Origin of the sequence: Streptomyces lomondensis, assembly GCF_014651035.1 — a bacterium.
Taxonomy (GTDB): Bacteria; Actinomycetota; Actinomycetes; order Streptomycetales; family Streptomycetaceae; genus Streptomyces; species Streptomyces lomondensis.
Map to the genome: position 1 here is coordinate 887,008 of NZ_BMWC01000002.1, position 17,822 is coordinate 904,829.

The window sequence follows — 17,822 nt, forward strand, 5'->3', positions numbered from 1 at the left end:
CTTCGCCGACGCTCAGGTCGTCGAACGCCGCCGCCGCGCCCCCGGCCGCCTCTCACTCGGCCGCGTCACCGGATCCCCGGCCTCCAGGGCCGCGGCCCGCCGCTTCGCGCCGAAGTCGGCCAGGGCCTCCGCCAGCTTGAGCACGGACGGCTCGGGCGCCATGACGTCCACCCGCAGCCCGTGTTCCTCGGCGGTCTTGGCCGTGGCCGGGCCGATACAGGCGATGACGGTGACGTTGTGCGGCTTGCCGGCGATGCCCACAAGGTTCCGCACCGTCGAGGACGACGTGAACAGCACGGCGTCGAAGCCGCCGCCCTTGATCGCCTCGCGGGTCTCCGCCGGCGGCGGCGAGGCCCGCACGGTCCGGTAGGCCGTGACGTCGTCGACCTCCCAGCCCAGCTCGATCAGCCCGGCGACCAGCGTCTCCGTGGCGATGTCGGCACGCGGCAGGAAGACTCTGTCGATCGGGTCGAACACCGGGTCGTACGGCGGCCAGTCCTCCAGCAGCCCGGCGGCCGACTGCTCCCCGCTCGGCACCAGGTCCGGCTTCACGCCGAAGGCGATCAGCGCCTTGGCGGTCTGCTCGCCGACGGCCGCGACCTTGATGCCCGCGAAGGCACGCGCGTCGAGCCCGTACTCCTCGAACTTCTCCCGCACGGCCTTGACCGCGTTCACCGAGGTGAAGGCGATCCACTCGTAGCGGCCCGTGACCAGGCCCTTGACCGCGCGCTCCATCTGCTGGGGCGTACGCGGCGGCTCGACGGCGATGGTCGGCACCTCGTGCGGCACGGCCCCGTACGACCGCAGCTGGTCGGAGAGCGACACCGCCTGCTCCTTCGTGCGCGGCACGAGCACCTTCCAGCCGAACAGCGGCTTGGACTCGAACCACGCGAGCTGGTCGCGCTGGGCGGCGGCGGAACGCTCACCGACCACGGCTATCACCGGCCGGCCGCCCTCAGGCGAGGGCAGCACCTTGGCCTGCTTCAGCGTCTGCGCGATCGTGCCGAGGGTGGCGGTCCAGGTGCGCTGCCGGGTGGTCGTACCGGCGACGGTGACCGTCATCGGGGTGTCCGGCTTGCGGCCCGCGGAGACGAGCTCGCCGGCCGCCGCCGCGACGGAGTCCAGCGTCGTGGACACGACGACCGTGCCGTCCGAGGCCCCGACCTCCGTCCAGCACCGGTCCGACGCCGTCCGCGCGTCCACGAACCGCACGTCCGCGCCCTGCGCGTCCCGCAGCGGCACACCGGCGTACGCGGGCACGCCGACCGCGCTCGCGATGCCGGGGACGACCTCGAAGGGCACCCCGGCGGCGGCGCACGCCAGCATCTCCTCGGCGGCGTACGTGTCGAGGCCCGGGTCACCGGACACCGCACGCACGACCCGCCTGCCGCCCCGCGCGGCCTCCATGACAAGATGTGCGGCATCCCGCACCGCGGGGACGGCCACGGTGGTTGACGTACCGTCAACTACCGTCAGCTGGGGCGTCCCTGTGCCCGGAGTCGGCTCCTGGGAAGGATCCGCGTCCGTGTGCACCTCGGAGACGCCCTGCCTGGCGTGCTGACGTACGACGTCGAGCACCTCGTGCTCGGCGACGAGGACGTCCGCGTTCGCCAGCGCCTCGACGGCGCGCAGAGTAAGCAGTCCCGGATCTCCGGGTCCGGCACCCAGGAAGGTGACGTGCCCGTGTTCAGGACCGGCGGAAAGGGTGGTGGGGCTCAATGTGCTCGCTCCCCCATCAGACCGGCCGCGCCCTGGGCGAGCATCTCGGCCGCGAGTGCGCGACCGAGCGCCGTTGCCCCGTCATGCGTCTCGGGCACGGGACCGGTGGTGGACAACTGCACCATGCGCGTGCCGTCGGTGGTGCCGACGACGCCGCGCAGGCGCATTTCCTTGACAACCTGCCCGTCGGCCAAAAGGTCGGCCAGCGCGCCCACGGGAGCGCTGCAACCGGCCTCCAGGGCGGCGAGCAGTGACCGCTCGGCCGTCACGGCGACCCGCGTGAACGGGTCGTCGAGTTCGGCGAGCGCGGCGACGAGGTCCGCGTTGCCCGCGGTGCACTCGACCGCCAGGGCCCCCTGGCCGGGGGCGGGCAAAACCGTGTCGACCGACAGGAAGTCGGTCACCTCGTCACCCCGGCCGATCCGGTTCAGTCCGGCGGCGGCCAGCACGACGGCGTCGAGCTCACCGCCCCGCACGTATCCGATCCGGGTGTCTACGTTGCCGCGGATCGGGACCGTCGCTATGTCCAGGCCGTGGCTGCGCGCGTACGCGTTGAGCTGGGCCATGCGGCGCGGCGAACCGGTGCCGATGCGCGCCCCGGAGGGCAGGTCGGTGAACTTCAGCGCGTCCCGGGCGACGATCACGTCCCGCGGGTCCTCCCGCACGGGCACGGCGGCCACGACCAGTTCGTCGGGCTGTGTGGTCGGCAGGTCCTTCAGCGAGTGCACCGCGAAGTCGACCTCGCCCTTGAGCAGCGCGTCGCGCAGGGCGGTCACGAACACGCCCGTGCCGCCGATCTGCGCGAGCGCCTCGCGCGAGACGTCGCCGTACGTGGTGATCTCGACGAGCTCCACGGGCCGCCCGGTCACCCGGCTCACGGCCTCGGCCACCTGCCCGGACTGGGCCATGGCGAGCCTGCTCCGCCGGGTGCCGAGCCTCAGCGCCTTGTCAGTCATGCCGGGCCTCGGTCTCTCTGGGTGGTGCTGTCCTCGGCCCGGGAGACGGCGGCCACCGTCTCGGGGTCGAGGTCGAACAGGGTCCGCAGCGCGTCCGCGTACCCGGCGCCGCCGGGTTCGGCCGCGAGCTGCTTGACCCGCACGGTCGGCGCGTGCAGCAGCTTGTCGACCACACGCCGCACGGTCTGGGTGATCTCCGCGCGGTGCTTGTCGTCGAGGCCGGGCAGTCGCCCGTCCAGCCGGGCGATCTCGCTGGCCACGACGTCGGCGGCCATGGTGCGCAGGGCGACCACGGTCGGTGTGATGTGCGCGGCCCGCTGGGCTGCCCCGAAGGCCGCGACCTCGTCGGAGACGATACGCCGGACCTGGTCCACATCGGCAGCCATCGGAGCGCCCGCGGATGCCTCCGCCAGAGATTCGATGTCCACCAGCCGCACCCCGGCCAGCCGGTGCACGGCCGCGTCTATGTCGCGCGGCATCGCCAGGTCGAGCAGGAAGAGCACGGGCTCGGGCCGCCGCGGCTCCTCGACCGGCTCGGGCCGACGCCGCTCGGGGATCCGCCCGACGGTGGCGACGGTCGCGGCGAGCGCGGCGATGGCGTCGGTGTCCGCGGCCGGGTCGAGGGGGCCGGCAGCTCCCGGCCGGGGGCCCGCGCCGCGCTGGGCGCCGCCCGCCGTGCCGTTGTCGACCCACGCCGCGTGCTGCTCCAGGTCCGCCGCGGCCATCCCGGCCACGGCCGCCTCGCCCAGTACGGAGAATCCGGCGGTGCCCTGCACCGCGGAGAGGTCCAGCGGGCAGCCGTCCTCGCTGCCGAGGCTGGTGGCCGACGGACCGCCCTGCCGCGTGTCCGGCCCGGCCGTACGGCCGGAGCCGCCGCCCGGCGCCGCCGGTCCGTCGCTACCGATCCCTGCGGACGGCGCGGGCGTACGGCCCTCGACCGCGGCCGCGACGGACTCGGCGGTCAGGACCAGGCCGGTCGCGCCGGTGCAGGAGACGGCGACGTCGGCACGTGTCAGCTCGGCCGGCACCGACTCCATCGGTACCGCGCGGGCCAGCACGTCCGTGTCGTCGCCCTCGCTGAGGATCTGGGCGAGCCGCTCGGCACGGTCGAAGGTGCGGTTGGCGACGACGACCTCGGCGACACCGGCCCGCGCGAGCGTGGCCGCGGCCAGGGAGGACATCGACCCGGCACCGATGACCAGGGCCTTCTTGCCCCGGGCCCATTCCTGGACGTCGCCGCCGCGGGCCAGCTGCTCCAGGCCGAAGGTGACCAGGGACTGGCCGGCGCGGTCGATGCCGGTCTCGGAGTGGGCGCGCTTGCCGACCCGCAGGGCCTGCTGGAACAGGTCGTTCAGCAGCCGGCCCGCGGAGTGCAGCTCCTGCGCCCGGGCCAGGGAGTCCTTGATCTGGCCGAGGATCTGCCCCTCGCCGACGACCATCGAGTCCAGCCCGCAGGCCACCGAGAAGAGGTGGTGGACGGCCCGGTCCTCGTAGTGCACGTAGAGATATGGAGTGAGCTCCTCCAGGCCGACCCCGCTGTGCTGGGCGAGCAGCGTGGACAGCTCGGCGACACCGGCGTGGAACTTGTCCACGTCGGCGTAGAGCTCGATGCGGTTGCAGGTGGCGAGCAGCGCGGCCTCGGCGGCCGGCTCGGCGGCGACCGTGTCCTGGAGCAGCTTGACCTGCGCGTCCGCGTTCAGCGAGGCCCGCTCCAGGACGCTGACCGGGGCGCTGCGGTGGCTGAGTCCGACGACGAGGAGGCTCATGCCGGCATCACGGCGGGCATGTCCCCGTCAGGCCCCTGGTCGGCGGACTCGCTGCGGGCGGCGGCCGTGGGCAGGGCGCCGTCGCCGCTCGCGGCCTCCTCGCCAGCCTTGCGCTGCTCGTGGAAGGCGAGGATCTGCAGCTCGATGGAGAGGTCGACCTTGCGCACGTCGACGCCGTCCGGGACGGACAGCACGGTCGGCGCGAAGTTCAGGATGGAGGTGACACCGGCGGCCACGAGCCGGTCGCAGACCTGCTGGGCGGCACCGGCGGGAGTGGCGATGACACCGATCGACACGCCGTTGTCCTGGATGATCTTCTCCAGGTCGTCGGAGTGCTGCACGGGAATGCCGGCGACGGGCTTGCCCGCCATGGCCGGGTCGGCGTCGATCAGCGCGGCGACGCGGAAGCCGCGGGAGGCGAACCCGCCGTAGTTGGCGAGGGCGGCGCCGAGGTTTCCGATACCGACGATCACGACCGGCCAGTCCTGGGTGAGCCCCAGTTCGCGGGAGATCTGGTAGACGAGATACTCGACGTCGTAGCCGACACCCCTCGTGCCGTACGACCCGAGGTACGAGAAGTCCTTGCGCAGCTTGGCGGAGTTGACCCCCGCCGCGGCCGCGAGCTCCTCGGAGGAGACCGTGGGGACCGAGCGCTCCGACAGTGCGGTCAGCGCGCGGAGGTACAGCGGAAGCCGGGCGACGGTGGCCTCGGGAATCCCTCGGCTGCGGGTCGCCGGTCGGTGAGTTCGGCCAGTTGCCACGGTGCTCCTGCGGGTAGAGCGGGGCTGTAGGCGGTCATACGTCCCTACATGACCGCCCCGTCGAAAGCAGGCTATGTCTTTGTGAACGCGTGCACAAAGATGGTGTCCGTTTTGCCCGCCCAACGTGACCGGGCTCACGCGCCCCCGGCGCACGCCTGGGGAACCGGCGCATACGCGCCGCCGTTCCTTGCCTTCTGGGGGCAAAACAACACACTTCCTCAGTGAATCCCGCCCCCGAGACCAAGTCGCCGTCGATCCTAAGCGACTTTGGGGGCCGCTTTGGACTGCTCGGTCAGTCGTCCCACCGGCGGGGTCAGTCGGTCAGCGCCTTGCGCAGGCGGCCCTCGTTCACGCGCCAGAACGTGTGCTGCCTGCCGTCCACCAGCACGACCGGGATCTGCTCCCAGTACTGGTCGTGCAGTTCCCGATCCTCGGTGATGTCCTTCTGCTCCCAGGGGACTCCCAGATCACCGCACACCTTCTCCACAACGACCTGCGCGTCATCACAGAGATGACAGCCCGGCTTGCGGATCAGGGTGACGAGCCGGTCCCGAGGGGGCCTGCGACGGAAGAGAGGGCTCATGTCGGCCATTGTCGCGCGCCACGCGGCGAGGGGAACCCCCGCGAACGGCCAGGGGACACGCCGACCGGGTCCGTCCCGAGCGGCATCTTTAACGACACGCTTGCCGAGAGTTCACAGGCTTCAAACCTCGCGACTCCGGAACCCCCGAGCAAACTGGCTATGCTCACGCCATGGCCGCTCTAGGATGGCTCACTCCCCGTAGGCGCTCCGCCACGGCGCGGAGCGTTTTGGCAGGCGAGGCCTCGGCGGAGGCAGCACGCAAGTCCTCACAGGAGGCTGCCGGCGCGACCGAGGAACCGCAGTTCCCGGTCCACGGCGACGACCGGGCCGCCGCCTTCTTCGACCTGGACAACACCGTCATGCAGGGTGCCGCGATCTTCCACTTCGGGCGCGGCCTGTACAAACGGAAGTTCTTCGAGACCCGCGACCTCGCCCGGTTCGCCTGGCAGCAGGCCTGGTTCCGGCTGGCCGGGGTCGAGGACCCCGAGCACATGCAGGAGGCCCGCGAGTCGGCCCTCTCCATCGTCAAGGGCCACCGTGTCGCCGAGCTCCAGTCGATCGGCGAGGAGATCTACGACGAGTACATGGCCGAGCGCATCTGGCCCGGCACCCGCGCCCTCGCCCAGGCCCACCTGGACGCGGGCCAGAAGGTGTGGCTGGTCACGGCCGCCCCGGTCGAGATCGCCCAGGTCATCGCCCGCCGCCTGGGCCTGACCGGCGCCCTCGGCACGGTCGCCGAGTCGGTCGACGGCGTCTACACCGGCAAGCTGGTCGGCGAGCCGCTGCACGGCCCCGCGAAGGCCGAGGCCGTCCGCGCCCTGGCCGCGGCGGAGGGCCTGGACCTCGGCCGCTGCGCCGCCTACAGCGACTCGCACAACGACATCCCGATGCTCTCCCTGGTGGGCCACCCCTACGCCATCAACCCGGACTCCAAGCTGCGCAAGCACGCCCGCGAACTGGACTGGCGCCTGCGCGACTACCGCACCGGCCGCAAGGCCGCCAAGGTCGGCATCCCGGCCGCCGCGGGCGTCGGCGCGGTGGCCGGCGGCACGGCTGCCGCCATCGCCCTGCACCGTCGGCGCCGCTGACCACACGATCAAAGCGGGACACCTTCGTTTACGGGATGACAAACCCCGTAAATCCAACTGGCGTACCCCCACAACCTCGTATCCAGTCCTCTTGGCTGCACACGGCCACAACACGCCCTGGACTCAGCCGCAATACGAACCTTTCCGATCAACAACCGTTCATCCATCGGCACTTGATGCGGTGTCAATCGGTTACGGAAGCGACGCAATCGATGATTTGAGCAACTCGGTGTAGCAGCACCTGCACGAAGCGTTATTCTCCTCAGACGCAAACCGGTACCCCTCCGTCGCTACGACGGGTGAAAGGTCCCGCACTGCACGTGATGGAAGCTCTGCCTCTGGGAGTCCCGTGTACCCACACGTCGGGGTTGACGCCTCGGGCCTGGCTACGCTGCGCGCAACGGTCCTGGACCTGTTGCGCGGCTTCGTCCCCACCGCGTACGCCGTCCCCGCATTCGCCACCGCCGCGCCCGTCGGCCCGTGCTACGCACTGGCCGACGGCAGCGCCGCGGTCGGCAGACGAGGCCGCCCGTCCGGGGCGGCCACCGCCCGCCGTCCGGCGGCGGACAGCGACAGCGCCCGGATGATGGACCTCGTGGAGCGTGCCCAGGCCGGCGAGGCCGACGCCTTCGGGCGCCTCTACGACCAGTACAGCGACACCGTGTACCGCTACATCTACTACCGAGTGGGAGGGAAGGCGACCGCCGAGGACCTCACGAGCGAGACCTTTCTGCGTGCCCTGCGCCGCATCGGCACCTTCACCTGGCAGGGCCGTGACTTCGGCGCCTGGCTCGTCACCATCGCCCGCAACCTGGTCGCGGACCACTTCAAGTCCAGCCGCTTCCGGCTGGAGGTCACCACCGGCGAGATGCTCGACGCCAACGAGGTCGAGCGCTCCCCCGAGGACTCCGTCCTGGAGTCCCTCTCCAACGCCGCCCTGCTCGACGCGGTGCGGCGACTCAACCCCCAGCAGCAGGAGTGCGTGACGCTCCGCTTCCTCCAGGGCCTCTCGGTCGCCGAGACCGCCCGTGTCATGGGCAAGAACGAGGGCGCCATCAAGACCCTCCAGTACCGGGCCGTCCGCACCCTCGCCCGGCTCCTCCCGGAAGACGCCCGCTGACCGGACGGCACCCTCGGCGACGGTCAACTCACTTTCCGTGAAAGTCCGTTGACTTCCCCATCCGATCGTTCTCCGTCCGTAACCCAAGTGCCAAGCCGCTCGTTGTGCGGGATGCAGGCTCCCTGTGGTCACCCCCTGGCCGACTCCGATCACTCGATCGTGTGGTTGTAGTCAGGGCGTGCAACCCTCAGGACCCCCTGGGGAGTCGACCGTCATGACGAGAGGAGGTGCCGCCAGTGATCGCGAACGTATCGGCGCACCGGCGGGCGAACGCCTTCGCCCAGGCCTTGGAGGAGCAGTCCGAGCAGGGCACGGCGGCCGAGCAGTCCGAAGGATCGCCACCGGCCCCGGCAGCCGTGGAACCGGCCGAAGGGGCACGCCTGCTGGCGCTCGCCTCCGGTCTCGGCGCGCTGCCCAAGCCGGAGCTCGACCCGGAGGTCAAGGTCGTCCAGCGGGCCCAGCTGGTGGCCGCGTTCGAGGCCATGCTCCAGGAGGGCACCGCGGGAGGCGGGGCGACGGACCGTGCGGTCCCCGAGCAGCGCTCCAGCCGGGCCCGCGGCGCCCACCGCGCGGGCTCGCTGAGGAAGTTCCGGCCGCGTTCCCGCCTGGCCAAGGGCCTCACCGCGGGCGGGCTCAGCGTGGGTGTGGCCGCGAGCGCCTTCGGCGGCGTCGCCGCCGCCAGCTCCGACGCCCTGCCCGGCGACTCGCTCTACGGCCTCAAGCGCGGCATCGAGGACGTCAAACTCGGGCTGGCCGACAGCGCGGACGAGCGCGGCCTGGTCTACCTCGACCACGCCTCCACACGGCTCAGCGAAGCCCGGCGCCTGATGGAGCGCGGCCGCAGCGGCCCCCTGGACCACGAGTCCCTGGGCGAGATCCGCCGAGCCCTTTCGGGCATGCGGCACGACGCGTCCGAGGGCCACCGGCTGCTCAGCGAGGCGTACGAGCGCGACCCGGACTCGCTCGGCCCCATCCAGGCCCTGTCCGCGTTCTCCCGCTCCCACCGCGAGGCCTGGGGCGAACTGCGCGAGCGGCTCCCCGTCCAGCTCGGGGACGTCAGCGAGCAGGTGTCGTCGGTGTTCGACGCCATAGAGGAGGACGTCGCCCCGCTGCGGTCCCTGCTGCCCGAGCCCCCGGCCCAGGGCGGCGGCGACGGCCGGCGGCAGGGCGCCTCCGAGTCGGCCTCCACCGGCTCCTCCGCCACCGACCGCTCGGCCCAGCCCAGCGACAGCGGCGGCGGCCGCACCGACAAGGGCGGCACCGGAAGCGGCAGTCCCAGCCGCTCGGCCGGCTCCGACAGCGACGGCCTGCTCGGCGGCAACACCGGCGGCCTGCTCGACCCGCCGCAGGACAGCGACGCGAGCACCTCCCCGTCGGCGGACGGCACCACACCCGCCCCCGAGCCGGATGTGACACTCCCGCCACTCCTGCCGGACCTGCTGCCCGGGCTGGGCATCGACGGCGAGGACGCCGACTAGCCGGCGGCGGTACGACAGTGGGGGCGCCCCTTCGGCAAGGGGCGCCCCCATCGTCGTCAGGACACGAAGTCGCAGGGATCAGAAGAAGACCGACCGCCGCTGCACCAGCAGCTTGTACAGGGTGTGCTGGATCTGCTCCCGGACCTGGTCGGTCAGGTTGAACATCAGCATCGGGTCCTCGGCCGCCTCCGGCGGATAGCCGTCCGTCGGGATCGGCTCGCCGAACTGGATCGTCCACTTGGTCGGCAGCGGCACCGCCCCGAGCGGCCCGAGCCATGGGAACGTGGGCGTGATCGGGAAGTACGGGAAGCCCAGCAGCCGGGCGACCGTCTTGGCGTTGCCGATCATCGGGTAGATCTCCTCGGCCCCGACGATCGAGCAGGGCACGATCGGCGTCCCGGAGCGCAGGGCCGTCGAGACGAAACCGCCGCGGCCGAAGCGCTGGAGCTTGTAGCGGTCCGCGAAGGGCTTGCCGAGGCCCTTGAAGCCCTCCGGCATCACCCCGACCAGCTCGCCCTGCTCCAGCAGCCGAGCCGCGTCCTCCGCGCACGCCAGGGTGTGGCCGAGCTTGCGGGCCAGTTCGTTGACCACCGGCAGCATGAACACCAGGTCCGCGGCGAGGAGGCGCAGATGCCGGCCCGCCGGGTGGTTGTCGTGCACGGCGACCTGCATCATCAGGCCGTCCATCGGCAGCGTCCCGGAGTGGTTGGCGACGATCAGGGCGCCGCCCTCGGACGGGATGTTCTCGATGCCCTTCACCTCGACCCGGAAGTACTTCTCGTACAGCGGGCGCAGCAGGGACATCAGGACCTGGTCGGTCAGCTCCTCGTCGTAGCCGAAGTCGTCGACCTCGTAGTCCCCGGTGAGGCGGCGGCGCAGGAAGGCGAGGCCGCCCGCGATCCGCCGCTCCAGCCCGCCGTCGCCGTCCCGGGACCGCTCCGGCGGCTGTTCCTCAGAAGTCACGGGAACATCATCCTGCGGAACGGCCCTGGTGGGCAGGGGCTGCACCTCACGGACCGGCGCGGACTCCGTGCCCGGGCGCCGGTTCCCCGCGCTCCGCCGCCGCTGGGGGCGCTGCACGGCGCTCCCGCGGGACCGGTCGTCGTCGAACGGAATGACCTTGGCATCCGCCATCGTTGATGCGCTCCTCAGTCGGCGCTCTGCGTCGGGCTCTGGCCGCCGCCCGCGAGGGGCAGCGCGGCGATCCGGTCGACGGCCCCCGCGAGGGCCTCGGGCGGAAGAAGTCCGGGGCCCTGGCTGCGGGCGAAGTCCGCGAACGTCTCCGCGGTCGTGTACTTGGGCTGGAATCCCAGCGTCTCGCGCATCTGGCCCGTGGCCACGACCCGGCCGTGGGTGAGCAGCCTGATCTGCTCGGGCGAGAAATCCGTCATGCCCAGCGTACGCACCAGCGAGCCGGCCCAGGTGACGGCCGGGAGCAGCAGGGGCACGGTGGGGCGCCCGAGGCGCCGGGAGCACTGGGAGAGCAGCAGTACGCCGTCGCCGGCGATGTTGAAGGTGCCGCTGTTGAGGGTGCCCCGCCGGGGTTCGTGCGAGGCGATGCGCAGCACCTCGATCACGTCGTCCTCGTGGACGAACTGAAGCCGCGGGTCGTAGCCGAATACGGTCGGCAGGACCGGCAGCGAGAAGTACGAGGCGAGCGGGGTGTCCGCGGTGGGGCCGAGGATGTTGGCGAACCGCAGCACGCACACCGCCACGTCGGGCCGGCGCCGGGCGAAGCCGCGCACATAGCCCTCGACCTCGACGGTGTCCTTGGCGAAGCCGCCGCTGGGCAGGGACTTCGGCGGGGTCGTCTCGGTGAAGACGGCCGGGTCGCGGGGCGCGGAGCCGTAGACGTTCGTGCTGGACTTCACGACCAGCCGCTGCACGGCCGGGGACTTCTGGCAGGCACCGAGCAGCTGCATGGTGCCGATGACGTTGGTCTCCTTCTGGGAGGCCCGGTTGCCGCTGCCCAGCGGCGTGCCCGTCACGTCCAGGTGGACGATCGTGTCGGCGCCCGTCTCGGCGAGCACGCGGGCGATCGTGGGCTGCCGGATGTCGGCCTGGACGAAGTCGGCCCCGCCCAGATGGTGCTCGGGCGGCACCGCGTCCACCGCGACGACCCGGTCCACCTCGGGATCACGCTGGATCCGCCTCACGAACCGGCCCCCCAGCTGACGGGCCACTCCGGTCACGAGCACGACCTTGCCCAAGATCAGCGCCTTTCTTCCAGAACCTCTTGTCCCGCCGCGTTCCCCCGTGTGGCCAACTTAGCGGTTCGGGGTTGCGCTGTGATGACCGCCCGATGCGCGAAGTGACGACAAGCAGCCGGACGTACGAGCCGATACACCTGTGGCCCCCCACCAGTGGGTGGGGGGCCACAGCAACGCTCTCGCGGTGTCCGCGTCGCGAACTTACTTCTTGTTGCGACGCTGAACGCGCGTGCGCTTGAGCAGCTTGCGGTGCTTCTTCTTCGCCATCCGCTTGCGCCGCTTCTTGATAACAGAGCCCACGACTACCCTCGCTCACTTCTCATCACTCGGTTGTTTGGGCGCCATGGGCCCACACGACCTACGAGGGGCTAGCCTACCCGCCCGAGCGCTGAGGTCGTAATCGAGGGGGCCAGGGTGATCCCGAGTGCCCTGTGAGGGACCACCCCGCCCCAGCCGTCAGGCGGTTTCCACCCCCACGTAACTCTCGCGGAGGTACTCGTGAACCGCTTGCTCCGGGACGCGGAAGGACCGCCCCACACGGATCGCGGGCAGATGACCGCTGTGCACCAACCGGTACACGGTCATCTTCGACACTCGCATCACCGAGGCGACTTCCGCCACGGTAAGGAACTGAACCTCGTTCAGAGGCCTCTCGCCAGCTGCAGCCATGACACACCTGAACCTTCCGCACTCGACGGCCACCGGCTTCCCCTTCCGGTGACTCTTCGTCGCTGCGTGCTCACTCCCCAATGTAGGGGCGGGTGATGCGAGTGGGGAAGAGGTGCACCCATCGGCGGCCTACTGTGACAGACACGCCCGATTGAGTACGTAGCGGGTAAGCGGCAGGTAGTAATCAGACCGCACGCCGTCATCAAGTGGAACGACGACGGACACGGACCCCTCGGCCTCCCCCACGAACGGCGCCGGGTCGTCCGTATCGGCCGGCCCGATGGCCTCGAACCCCAGCTGACCTGCCCCGCAGACCCATCCGTGGTCCCCGATCACCAGCTCCGGGAGGGGCCCTCCGGTCTCCGCGACAGCGGCCAGTACGGTACGAATCGGGAGGGGTGAGTGCGTATGTGCGCCGGGCTCACAACCGGGGCGTTTTGCGCCGGGGGTCCGCACCAGCGCGACTCCTCGTACGTAGTCGAGGTTGTACGTGCGTAGGCCGAACCGGGTCGTTATGTCGACACAGCGACCCTGCGCGGGGGTGAGGACGGCACACCCCGCCGCCGACAGCGCGTCTGCCAGAGCGGCGTAGAAACCGAGCAGCCGGTGGGGGTGCCCGGTGCCGAGGAGCACGGGCGCGCCCCGCCGGGCGGCCTCGGCGAGACGTTCCGCGAAGGCGTCCAGCGCGGCCAGGGTCCGCTCCGGATCGATCACGTCCTGGCCGGAAGTACGTCGGGAATCGGCCGAAACCCCGCACCTGTCCGCCATCAACTCGATCAGATCCGGCTGCTCCCAGGCATCTTCGGGGTCGAGCCCGAGGAGGACGCGGGGGTCCCGGGCGGCGAAGAGCCGGTAGCTGCGCAGGCTCTCCTCGCGCGAGGTCGCCACGGTCCCGGCGAGCCGTGCGCCGACCAGGTGCGCACGAAGGGCTTCGGGTGTCAGCACCTTGCGATCGTCCGCGACCACCGCCCCACATGTCCCGGGAACGGGCGAACACTGCACGGTCGGCGTACGGCCGGCCTCACGACCGGGCCACTCGCACGGCCGGCCTCACACCGAGCCACTCACACCGGCCGACCTCACGACCCGGGCCACCCACACCGGCCGACCTCACCACCGGGCCACCCACACCAGCCGACCTCACCACCGGGCCACCCACACCAGCCGACCTCACCACCGGGCCACCCACACCAGCCGACCTCACGCCGGCCCCCTCACGCCAGCAGCCCCCGCAGCGGGAACACCGCCCGTCGGGCCGCCAGCACCGCCTGGTCGAGCCGGTCGGCGGGGTCGTAGCCCTCCTCCCAGCCGGACCAGGAGACGGGCCAGCGCCCGTCCGTCATCCGCGCCGGGGCCAACTGCCGTGTCCTCGCGAACACTTCCTGCCGCCAGCCCTCGGGGATCATCGCCTCGGGCTCGACGGCCCGGCCCGCCGCGATCGCGACCAGATGCGTCCACGACCGCGGTACGACGTCCACCACCGCGTAGCCGCCCCCGCCCAGGGCCACCCACCGCCCGTCCGCGTACGCGTGCGCCAGGTCGTGACAGGCCACCTGCACCGCCCGCTGCGCGTCCAGCGACACCGCCAGGTGCGCGAGCGGATCCTCGAAGTGCGTGTCGGCCCCGTGCTGCGTCACCAGCACCTGCGGCCGGAAGTCCGCGATCAGCTCCGGCACGACCGCGTGGAACGCCCGCAGCCACCCGGCGTCCCCGGTCCCGGCCGGCAGCGCCACGTTCACCGCCGAGCCCTCCGCGGAGTCCGCCCCGGTCTCCTCCGGCCACCCGGTCTGCGGGAACAGCGTCCGCGGATGCTCGTGCAGCGAGATCGTCAGCACCCGCGGGTCGTCCCAGAACGCCGCCTGCACCCCGTCCCCGTGATGCACGTCGACGTCGATGTACGCGACCCGCTCGGCTCCGAGCTCCAGCAGCCGGGCGATGGCCAGCGAGGCGTCGTTGTAGATGCAGAACCCGGACGCGCCGCCCGGCATCGCGTGGTGCAGCCCGCCCGCGAAGTTCACCGCGTGCAGCACCTCACCCCGCCACACCGCCTCCGCCGCCCCCACCGACTGCCCGGCGATCAGCGCCGACACCTCGTGCATCCCGGCGAACGCCGGATCGTCCATCGTCCCCAGCCCGTACGACTGGTCCGCCGCCCCCGGATCCGCCGACGCGGCCTTCACCGCCGCGATGTAGTCCTCCCGGTGGACGAGCCGCAGCGTCGACTCCCCGGCCGCCCTCGCGGCGACCACCTCCACCTCACGGTCGAGCCCGAAGGCGTCGACCAACCTCCGGGTCAGGGCGAGCCGGATCGGGTCCATCGGATGGCCCGGACCGAAGTCATAGCCCGTTACTGCCTCGTCCCACATCAGCTGTGCGCGGCCGCTCATGCCCGCCACCGTATCGGTCCGGTTGAGCGGCGAACGACCGGGCGTACACCAGCGTCACCAGCACCAACACCATCGGCACGAGCATGGCCCCGCGGTAACTCCACACATCCCCGAGCGCACCGACCAACGGCGAACCGATCAAAAACCCCACATAATTGAAGACATTCAGCCGCGCGACGGCAGCATCCGAAGCCCCCGGGAACAACCTGCCGGCCGCCGCGAACGTCTGCGGCACCAGCACGCACAACCCCAGCCCCAGCAGCGTGAACCCGAGCATCCCCACCCACGCCCCCGGCGCCCCCGCCACGACCGCGAACCCGCCCGCCGCCACGAGCGCACCGGCCCGCACCACCGCCACGGCCCCGAACCGCCGCACCCCGAAGTCCCCGATCGCCCGCCCCAGCAGCGTGGTGACCATGTACACGTTGTACGGCACCGTCGCCATCTGCTCCGAAGCCCCGAGCACGTCCTGGAGGTACTTCGCACTCCAGTTGGACACGGTCGAGTCCCCGATATAGGCGACCGTCATCACCAGACACAACGGCAGCAGCCACTTGAACGCGACGGCCTGCTCCCCGCCCGCTGCCGCCTCCTCCGCCGCCGGAGCCGCGCCCCGGTCGTCGACGTACCACCGGCTCCCCACCAGCACCGCCGGCAGCAGCACCGCCACCACGGGCAGATACGACACCCACAACGCCAGATCCCAGTGCGCCCCGACCCACGCCAGCGAGGCCCCGACGATCCCGCCCAGGCTGTAGGCCGCGTGGAAACTGAGCATGATGCTGCGCCCGTACGACCGCTGGAGGCTCACCCCGAGCATGTTCATCGACGCGTCCAGCACCCCGACGGCGAGCCCGAACGCCGCGAGCGCGACGCCCAGTTCCACCATCCGCTCCCCGGCCCCGACCCCGAGCAGCGCCAGCAGCACCACGGGCTGGGACCACCGCAGCAGCCGGCTCGGCGGCACCCGCTTCACCAGCCGCCCGGTGGTCACACTCCCGACCCCGGCCAGGATCGGCACGGCGGCCAGAAAGGCGGGCAGCAGCGCGTCCGACACCCCGTACCGGTCCTGGATGGCCGGGATCCGCGTCACGAGCAGAGCGAAGGCGACCCCCTGCACCAAGAAGCTGAACGCCAACGAGGCCCTGCCGCGCCGCAGCACATCAGTCATGGCGGCGAGCGTAGTGCCCCGGCTTACCCGTGGGTAGGTCCAGCCAAAGATGAATTCTCCTCAGCTTCCGCGCTCACTCACGCCAGCAGGTCGGCCAGCTCCCCCATGTCGGAGAAGAGCCGGGTGGCCCCGGCCAGCCGCTCGGCCGGCGTCATGGCGGTGAACCCGTACACGTCCATCCCCGCCGCGACCGCGGCCCGCACCCCCAGCGGACTGTCCTCGACGACGACGCACCGCTCCGGCGCGACCCCCATCCGCCCGGCGGCGTACAGGAAGAGGTCGGGCGCCGGCTTCCCCCGCCCGACGTCCTGCGAACTGAAGATCCGCCCCTCGTCGAACCACCGGTCCAGCCCGGTCGTCCGATGCCCCACCCGAATCCGCTCATGACTCCCGGAGGAGGCCACGCAGTACGGCACGGAGTCGGCGGCGAGCTTCTCCAGGACGTCCACGGCACCGCCCACCGGCTTCAACTCCTGCTCGAAGGCCGCGAAGACACGCGCGTGGAACACGTCGTCGAAATCCACCGGCAGCCGCTGACCGGTGCGCTCCGCCACGAGTTCGTGCACACGATGCATGGCGGAGCCCATGTATTCCCGGATCGAGTCCTCGTACGACGTCGGGTGCCCGAGCTCGGTGAGGTAGGCGGCCAGCAGCCGGTTGGAGATCCGCTCACTGTCCACCAGGACACCGTCGTTGTCGAAGATCACGAGGTCATATCGCATGACCAGACCTTAGACGGCCCCGATCTTCCCGACACCGGCCCCGGCCCGTACCAGCGAGGGCACGTTGGCCACCGGATCCAGCGTGTACGGGTAGAAGGTCCGCGGCTCGGTCACGCTGCCGTTGGTCTCGCACGTCCCCGATCCGACGAACTGGTTGCCGCGCTGCACCAGCCGCCCGGGCCCGGAATCGGCGTACCCGCTGGCCGAGTAGCAGGGATGGGGGACGTTCTCGAAGTAGTTCCCCTCGACCAGCACGCCGGCGTTCATCGTCGACGCGACCCCGTACAGCTCGTTGTTCCGGTAGTAGTTGTTGTACACGTGCACCGGCTCACCGAACCGCACCCGCGGGTTCCGCTGCTTCGACCCGTCGAAGAAGTTGTGGTGGATGCTCACCTTCAGCTTCCCGGCGTCCTGGCCGCCGTTCCCGTCCGAGTGACCGATCAGCATGTTCTTGTCGGTCTTGTTGAACCAGTTCCAGGACACGGTGACGTACTCGGCCGCCCGGTTGATGTCGAGGGCACCGTCGACGGGAGCCACGAACTCGTTGTGGTCGATCCAGATGTGGTGCGACTGCTGGCCGATATTGACGGCATCGTCCTCGGCGTTGGTGAACTTGATGTTGCGCACGATGACGTTGTACGAGCGGTAGAAGTCGAGCCCGCCACCGTTGATGACGGCCGACGAACCGACCCCCACGATGGTCTTGTTGGGCCGGACCCCCTGCTTGCTGGTGATGTTGATGGTGCCCTGCACCTTGATGGTCAGCGGCCCCACGGTGTCGATGTAGTCGAGGAACTGCTCGGACGTGGTGGCGGTGACCGTGGCGCCCCCGGCCCCACCGGTCGTGCCGTTCTGCCCGAGCGCGTTGACGGCGGCGAACCCGGTGGGCGACGTCTCGGCCAACGGCGCCGGCCCAGCGGCCGTCGCCTGGCCACCGAGACCCAACGCACCCAGCAGGAGGACGAGCGAAAGCGTTAACGAGGACGATCTCATGGGGGTACCTCCTCCGATAGAAAGCGCTTTCCAGACGCCTCGAAGGTAGGGCCATGTTCTGGACATGTCAACACATGATTACGGCCAGATTGCATCAGACAACGCAGAAAACCCCCGCATCAAATGATGCGGGGGTTTCCTCAATATTTGTTCGGCGGCGTCCTACTCTCCCACAGGGTCCCCCCTGCAGTACCATCGG

17 protein-coding genes are annotated in these 17,822 nt (G+C 71.0%); 3 read left to right on the forward strand and 14 right to left on the reverse strand.

Translation table 11 applies throughout. The annotated features are described in order from the left end of the window. Nucleotides 1-12: 12 nt before the first annotated feature. The 5 genes from IE255_RS11490 to IE255_RS11510 all read right to left on the reverse strand — a co-directional run bounded on the left by IE255_RS11490 (nucleotide 13) and on the right by IE255_RS11510 (nucleotide 5,794). The gene (locus tag IE255_RS11490) at nucleotides 13-1,719 is read right to left on the reverse strand and encodes a bifunctional uroporphyrinogen-III C-methyltransferase/uroporphyrinogen-III synthase (protein ID WP_190050062.1); all 1,707 of its coding nucleotides are present in this window, start codon (nucleotides 1,717-1,719) and stop codon (nucleotides 13-15) included. Continuing rightward, entirely contained in the window at nucleotides 1,716-2,675 is a 960-nt protein-coding gene (gene hemC, locus IE255_RS11495; RefSeq protein WP_190050063.1) for a hydroxymethylbilane synthase, read from the reverse strand. Before hemC ends, IE255_RS11490 begins: the two co-directional genes overlap by 4 nt. After that, nucleotides 2,672-4,441 (reverse strand): glutamyl-tRNA reductase, encoded by a 1,770-nt coding sequence (locus tag IE255_RS11500; protein ID WP_190050064.1) that lies wholly within the window; start codon nucleotides 4,439-4,441, stop codon nucleotides 2,672-2,674. The genes hemC and IE255_RS11500 overlap by 4 nt, the downstream gene beginning before the upstream one ends. Further along, on the reverse strand, nucleotides 4,438-5,202 hold the full coding sequence (locus IE255_RS11505; RefSeq protein ID WP_190050065.1) for a redox-sensing transcriptional repressor Rex: 765 nt from the start codon (nucleotides 5,200-5,202) through the stop codon (nucleotides 4,438-4,440). Before IE255_RS11505 ends, IE255_RS11500 begins: the two co-directional genes overlap by 4 nt. A gap of 313 nt (nucleotides 5,203-5,515) precedes the next feature. Further along, a complete protein-coding gene (locus tag IE255_RS11510) occupies nucleotides 5,516-5,794 on the reverse strand; it encodes a glutaredoxin family protein (protein WP_184986727.1) in 279 nt (92 codons plus the stop codon). A gap of 161 nt (nucleotides 5,795-5,955) precedes the next feature. Here IE255_RS11510 and IE255_RS11515 point away from each other — a divergent pair, with 161 nt between their 5' ends. From IE255_RS11515 to IE255_RS11525, 3 genes are all read left to right on the forward strand, one after another. Beyond that, complete coding sequence (locus IE255_RS11515; protein WP_190050066.1) at nucleotides 5,956-6,873, forward strand: HAD family hydrolase; 918 nt, start codon at nucleotides 5,956-5,958, stop codon at nucleotides 6,871-6,873. 349 nt (nucleotides 6,874-7,222) lie between these two features. After that, nucleotides 7,223-7,993: an ECF subfamily RNA polymerase sigma factor, BldN family gene (locus IE255_RS11520; RefSeq protein ID WP_031117141.1), complete on the forward strand. Its 771-nt coding sequence runs from the start codon at nucleotides 7,223-7,225 to the stop codon at nucleotides 7,991-7,993. 236 nt (nucleotides 7,994-8,229) lie between these two features. After that, on the forward strand, nucleotides 8,230-9,471 hold the full coding sequence (locus IE255_RS11525) for a DUF5667 domain-containing protein (protein WP_190050067.1): 1,242 nt from the start codon (nucleotides 8,230-8,232) through the stop codon (nucleotides 9,469-9,471). A 78-nt stretch (nucleotides 9,472-9,549) separates the two neighbouring features. Here the strand turns inward: IE255_RS11525 and IE255_RS11530 are convergent, their stop codons facing one another. The 9 genes from IE255_RS11530 to IE255_RS11570 all read right to left on the reverse strand — a co-directional run bounded on the left by IE255_RS11530 (nucleotide 9,550) and on the right by IE255_RS11570 (nucleotide 17,623). Then, nucleotides 9,550-10,605, reverse strand: a complete 1,056-nt coding sequence (locus IE255_RS11530; protein ID WP_190050068.1) for a lysophospholipid acyltransferase family protein — start codon at nucleotides 10,603-10,605, stop codon at nucleotides 9,550-9,552. Nucleotides 10,606-10,619: 14 nt separating this feature from the next. After that, the gene (locus IE255_RS11535; RefSeq protein ID WP_190050069.1) at nucleotides 10,620-11,681 is read right to left on the reverse strand and encodes an NAD-dependent epimerase/dehydratase family protein; all 1,062 of its coding nucleotides are present in this window, start codon (nucleotides 11,679-11,681) and stop codon (nucleotides 10,620-10,622) included. A gap of 201 nt (nucleotides 11,682-11,882) precedes the next feature. After that, nucleotides 11,883-11,981 (reverse strand): 30S ribosomal protein bS22, encoded by a 99-nt coding sequence (locus IE255_RS11540; protein ID WP_003948845.1) that lies wholly within the window; start codon nucleotides 11,979-11,981, stop codon nucleotides 11,883-11,885. A 156-nt stretch (nucleotides 11,982-12,137) separates the two neighbouring features. Further along, entirely contained in the window at nucleotides 12,138-12,350 is a 213-nt protein-coding gene (locus tag IE255_RS11545; protein WP_004984898.1) for a helix-turn-helix domain-containing protein, read from the reverse strand. A gap of 129 nt (nucleotides 12,351-12,479) precedes the next feature. Further along, entirely contained in the window at nucleotides 12,480-13,295 is an 816-nt protein-coding gene (locus IE255_RS11550) for a phosphatase (protein ID WP_190050123.1), read from the reverse strand. Between the two features lie 269 nt (nucleotides 13,296-13,564). Next, on the reverse strand, nucleotides 13,565-14,737 hold the full coding sequence (locus IE255_RS11555; protein WP_190050070.1) for an acetoin utilization protein AcuC: 1,173 nt from the start codon (nucleotides 14,735-14,737) through the stop codon (nucleotides 13,565-13,567). After that, complete coding sequence (locus IE255_RS11560) at nucleotides 14,688-15,908, reverse strand: MFS transporter (protein WP_190050071.1); 1,221 nt, start codon at nucleotides 15,906-15,908, stop codon at nucleotides 14,688-14,690. The genes IE255_RS11555 and IE255_RS11560 overlap by 50 nt, the downstream gene beginning before the upstream one ends. A gap of 77 nt (nucleotides 15,909-15,985) precedes the next feature. Beyond that, complete coding sequence (locus tag IE255_RS11565) at nucleotides 15,986-16,630, reverse strand: HAD family hydrolase (protein ID WP_190050072.1); 645 nt, start codon at nucleotides 16,628-16,630, stop codon at nucleotides 15,986-15,988. A 9-nt stretch (nucleotides 16,631-16,639) separates the two neighbouring features. Further along, the gene (locus tag IE255_RS11570) at nucleotides 16,640-17,623 is read right to left on the reverse strand and encodes a pectate lyase family protein (protein ID WP_190050073.1); all 984 of its coding nucleotides are present in this window, start codon (nucleotides 17,621-17,623) and stop codon (nucleotides 16,640-16,642) included. Between the last annotated feature and the right edge of the window lie 199 nt (nucleotides 17,624-17,822).

Coding starts and splice junctions, on each gene's coding strand:
- hemC (WP_190050063.1), bottom strand. CDS start 2,675: ATGACTGACAAGGCGCTGAGGCTCGGCACCCGGCGGAGCAGGCTCGCC.
- IE255_RS11500 (WP_190050064.1), bottom strand. CDS start 4,441: ATGAGCCTCCTCGTCGTCGGACTCAGCCACCGCAGCGCCCCGGTCAGC.
- IE255_RS11510 (WP_184986727.1), bottom strand. CDS start 5,794: ATGGCCGACATGAGCCCTCTCTTCCGTCGCAGGCCCCCTCGGGACCGG.
- IE255_RS11515 (WP_190050066.1), top strand. CDS start 5,956: ATGGCCGCTCTAGGATGGCTCACTCCCCGTAGGCGCTCCGCCACGGCG.
- IE255_RS11530 (WP_190050068.1), bottom strand. CDS start 10,605: ATGGCGGATGCCAAGGTCATTCCGTTCGACGACGACCGGTCCCGCGGG.
- IE255_RS11545 (WP_004984898.1), bottom strand. CDS start 12,350: ATGGCTGCAGCTGGCGAGAGGCCTCTGAACGAGGTTCAGTTCCTTACC.
- IE255_RS11555 (WP_190050070.1), bottom strand. CDS start 14,737: ATGAGCGGCCGCGCACAGCTGATGTGGGACGAGGCAGTAACGGGCTAT.
- IE255_RS11560 (WP_190050071.1), bottom strand. CDS start 15,908: ATGACTGATGTGCTGCGGCGCGGCAGGGCCTCGTTGGCGTTCAGCTTC.
- IE255_RS11565 (WP_190050072.1), bottom strand. CDS start 16,630: ATGCGATATGACCTCGTGATCTTCGACAACGACGGTGTCCTGGTGGAC.
- IE255_RS11570 (WP_190050073.1), bottom strand. CDS start 17,623: ATGAGATCGTCCTCGTTAACGCTTTCGCTCGTCCTCCTGCTGGGTGCG.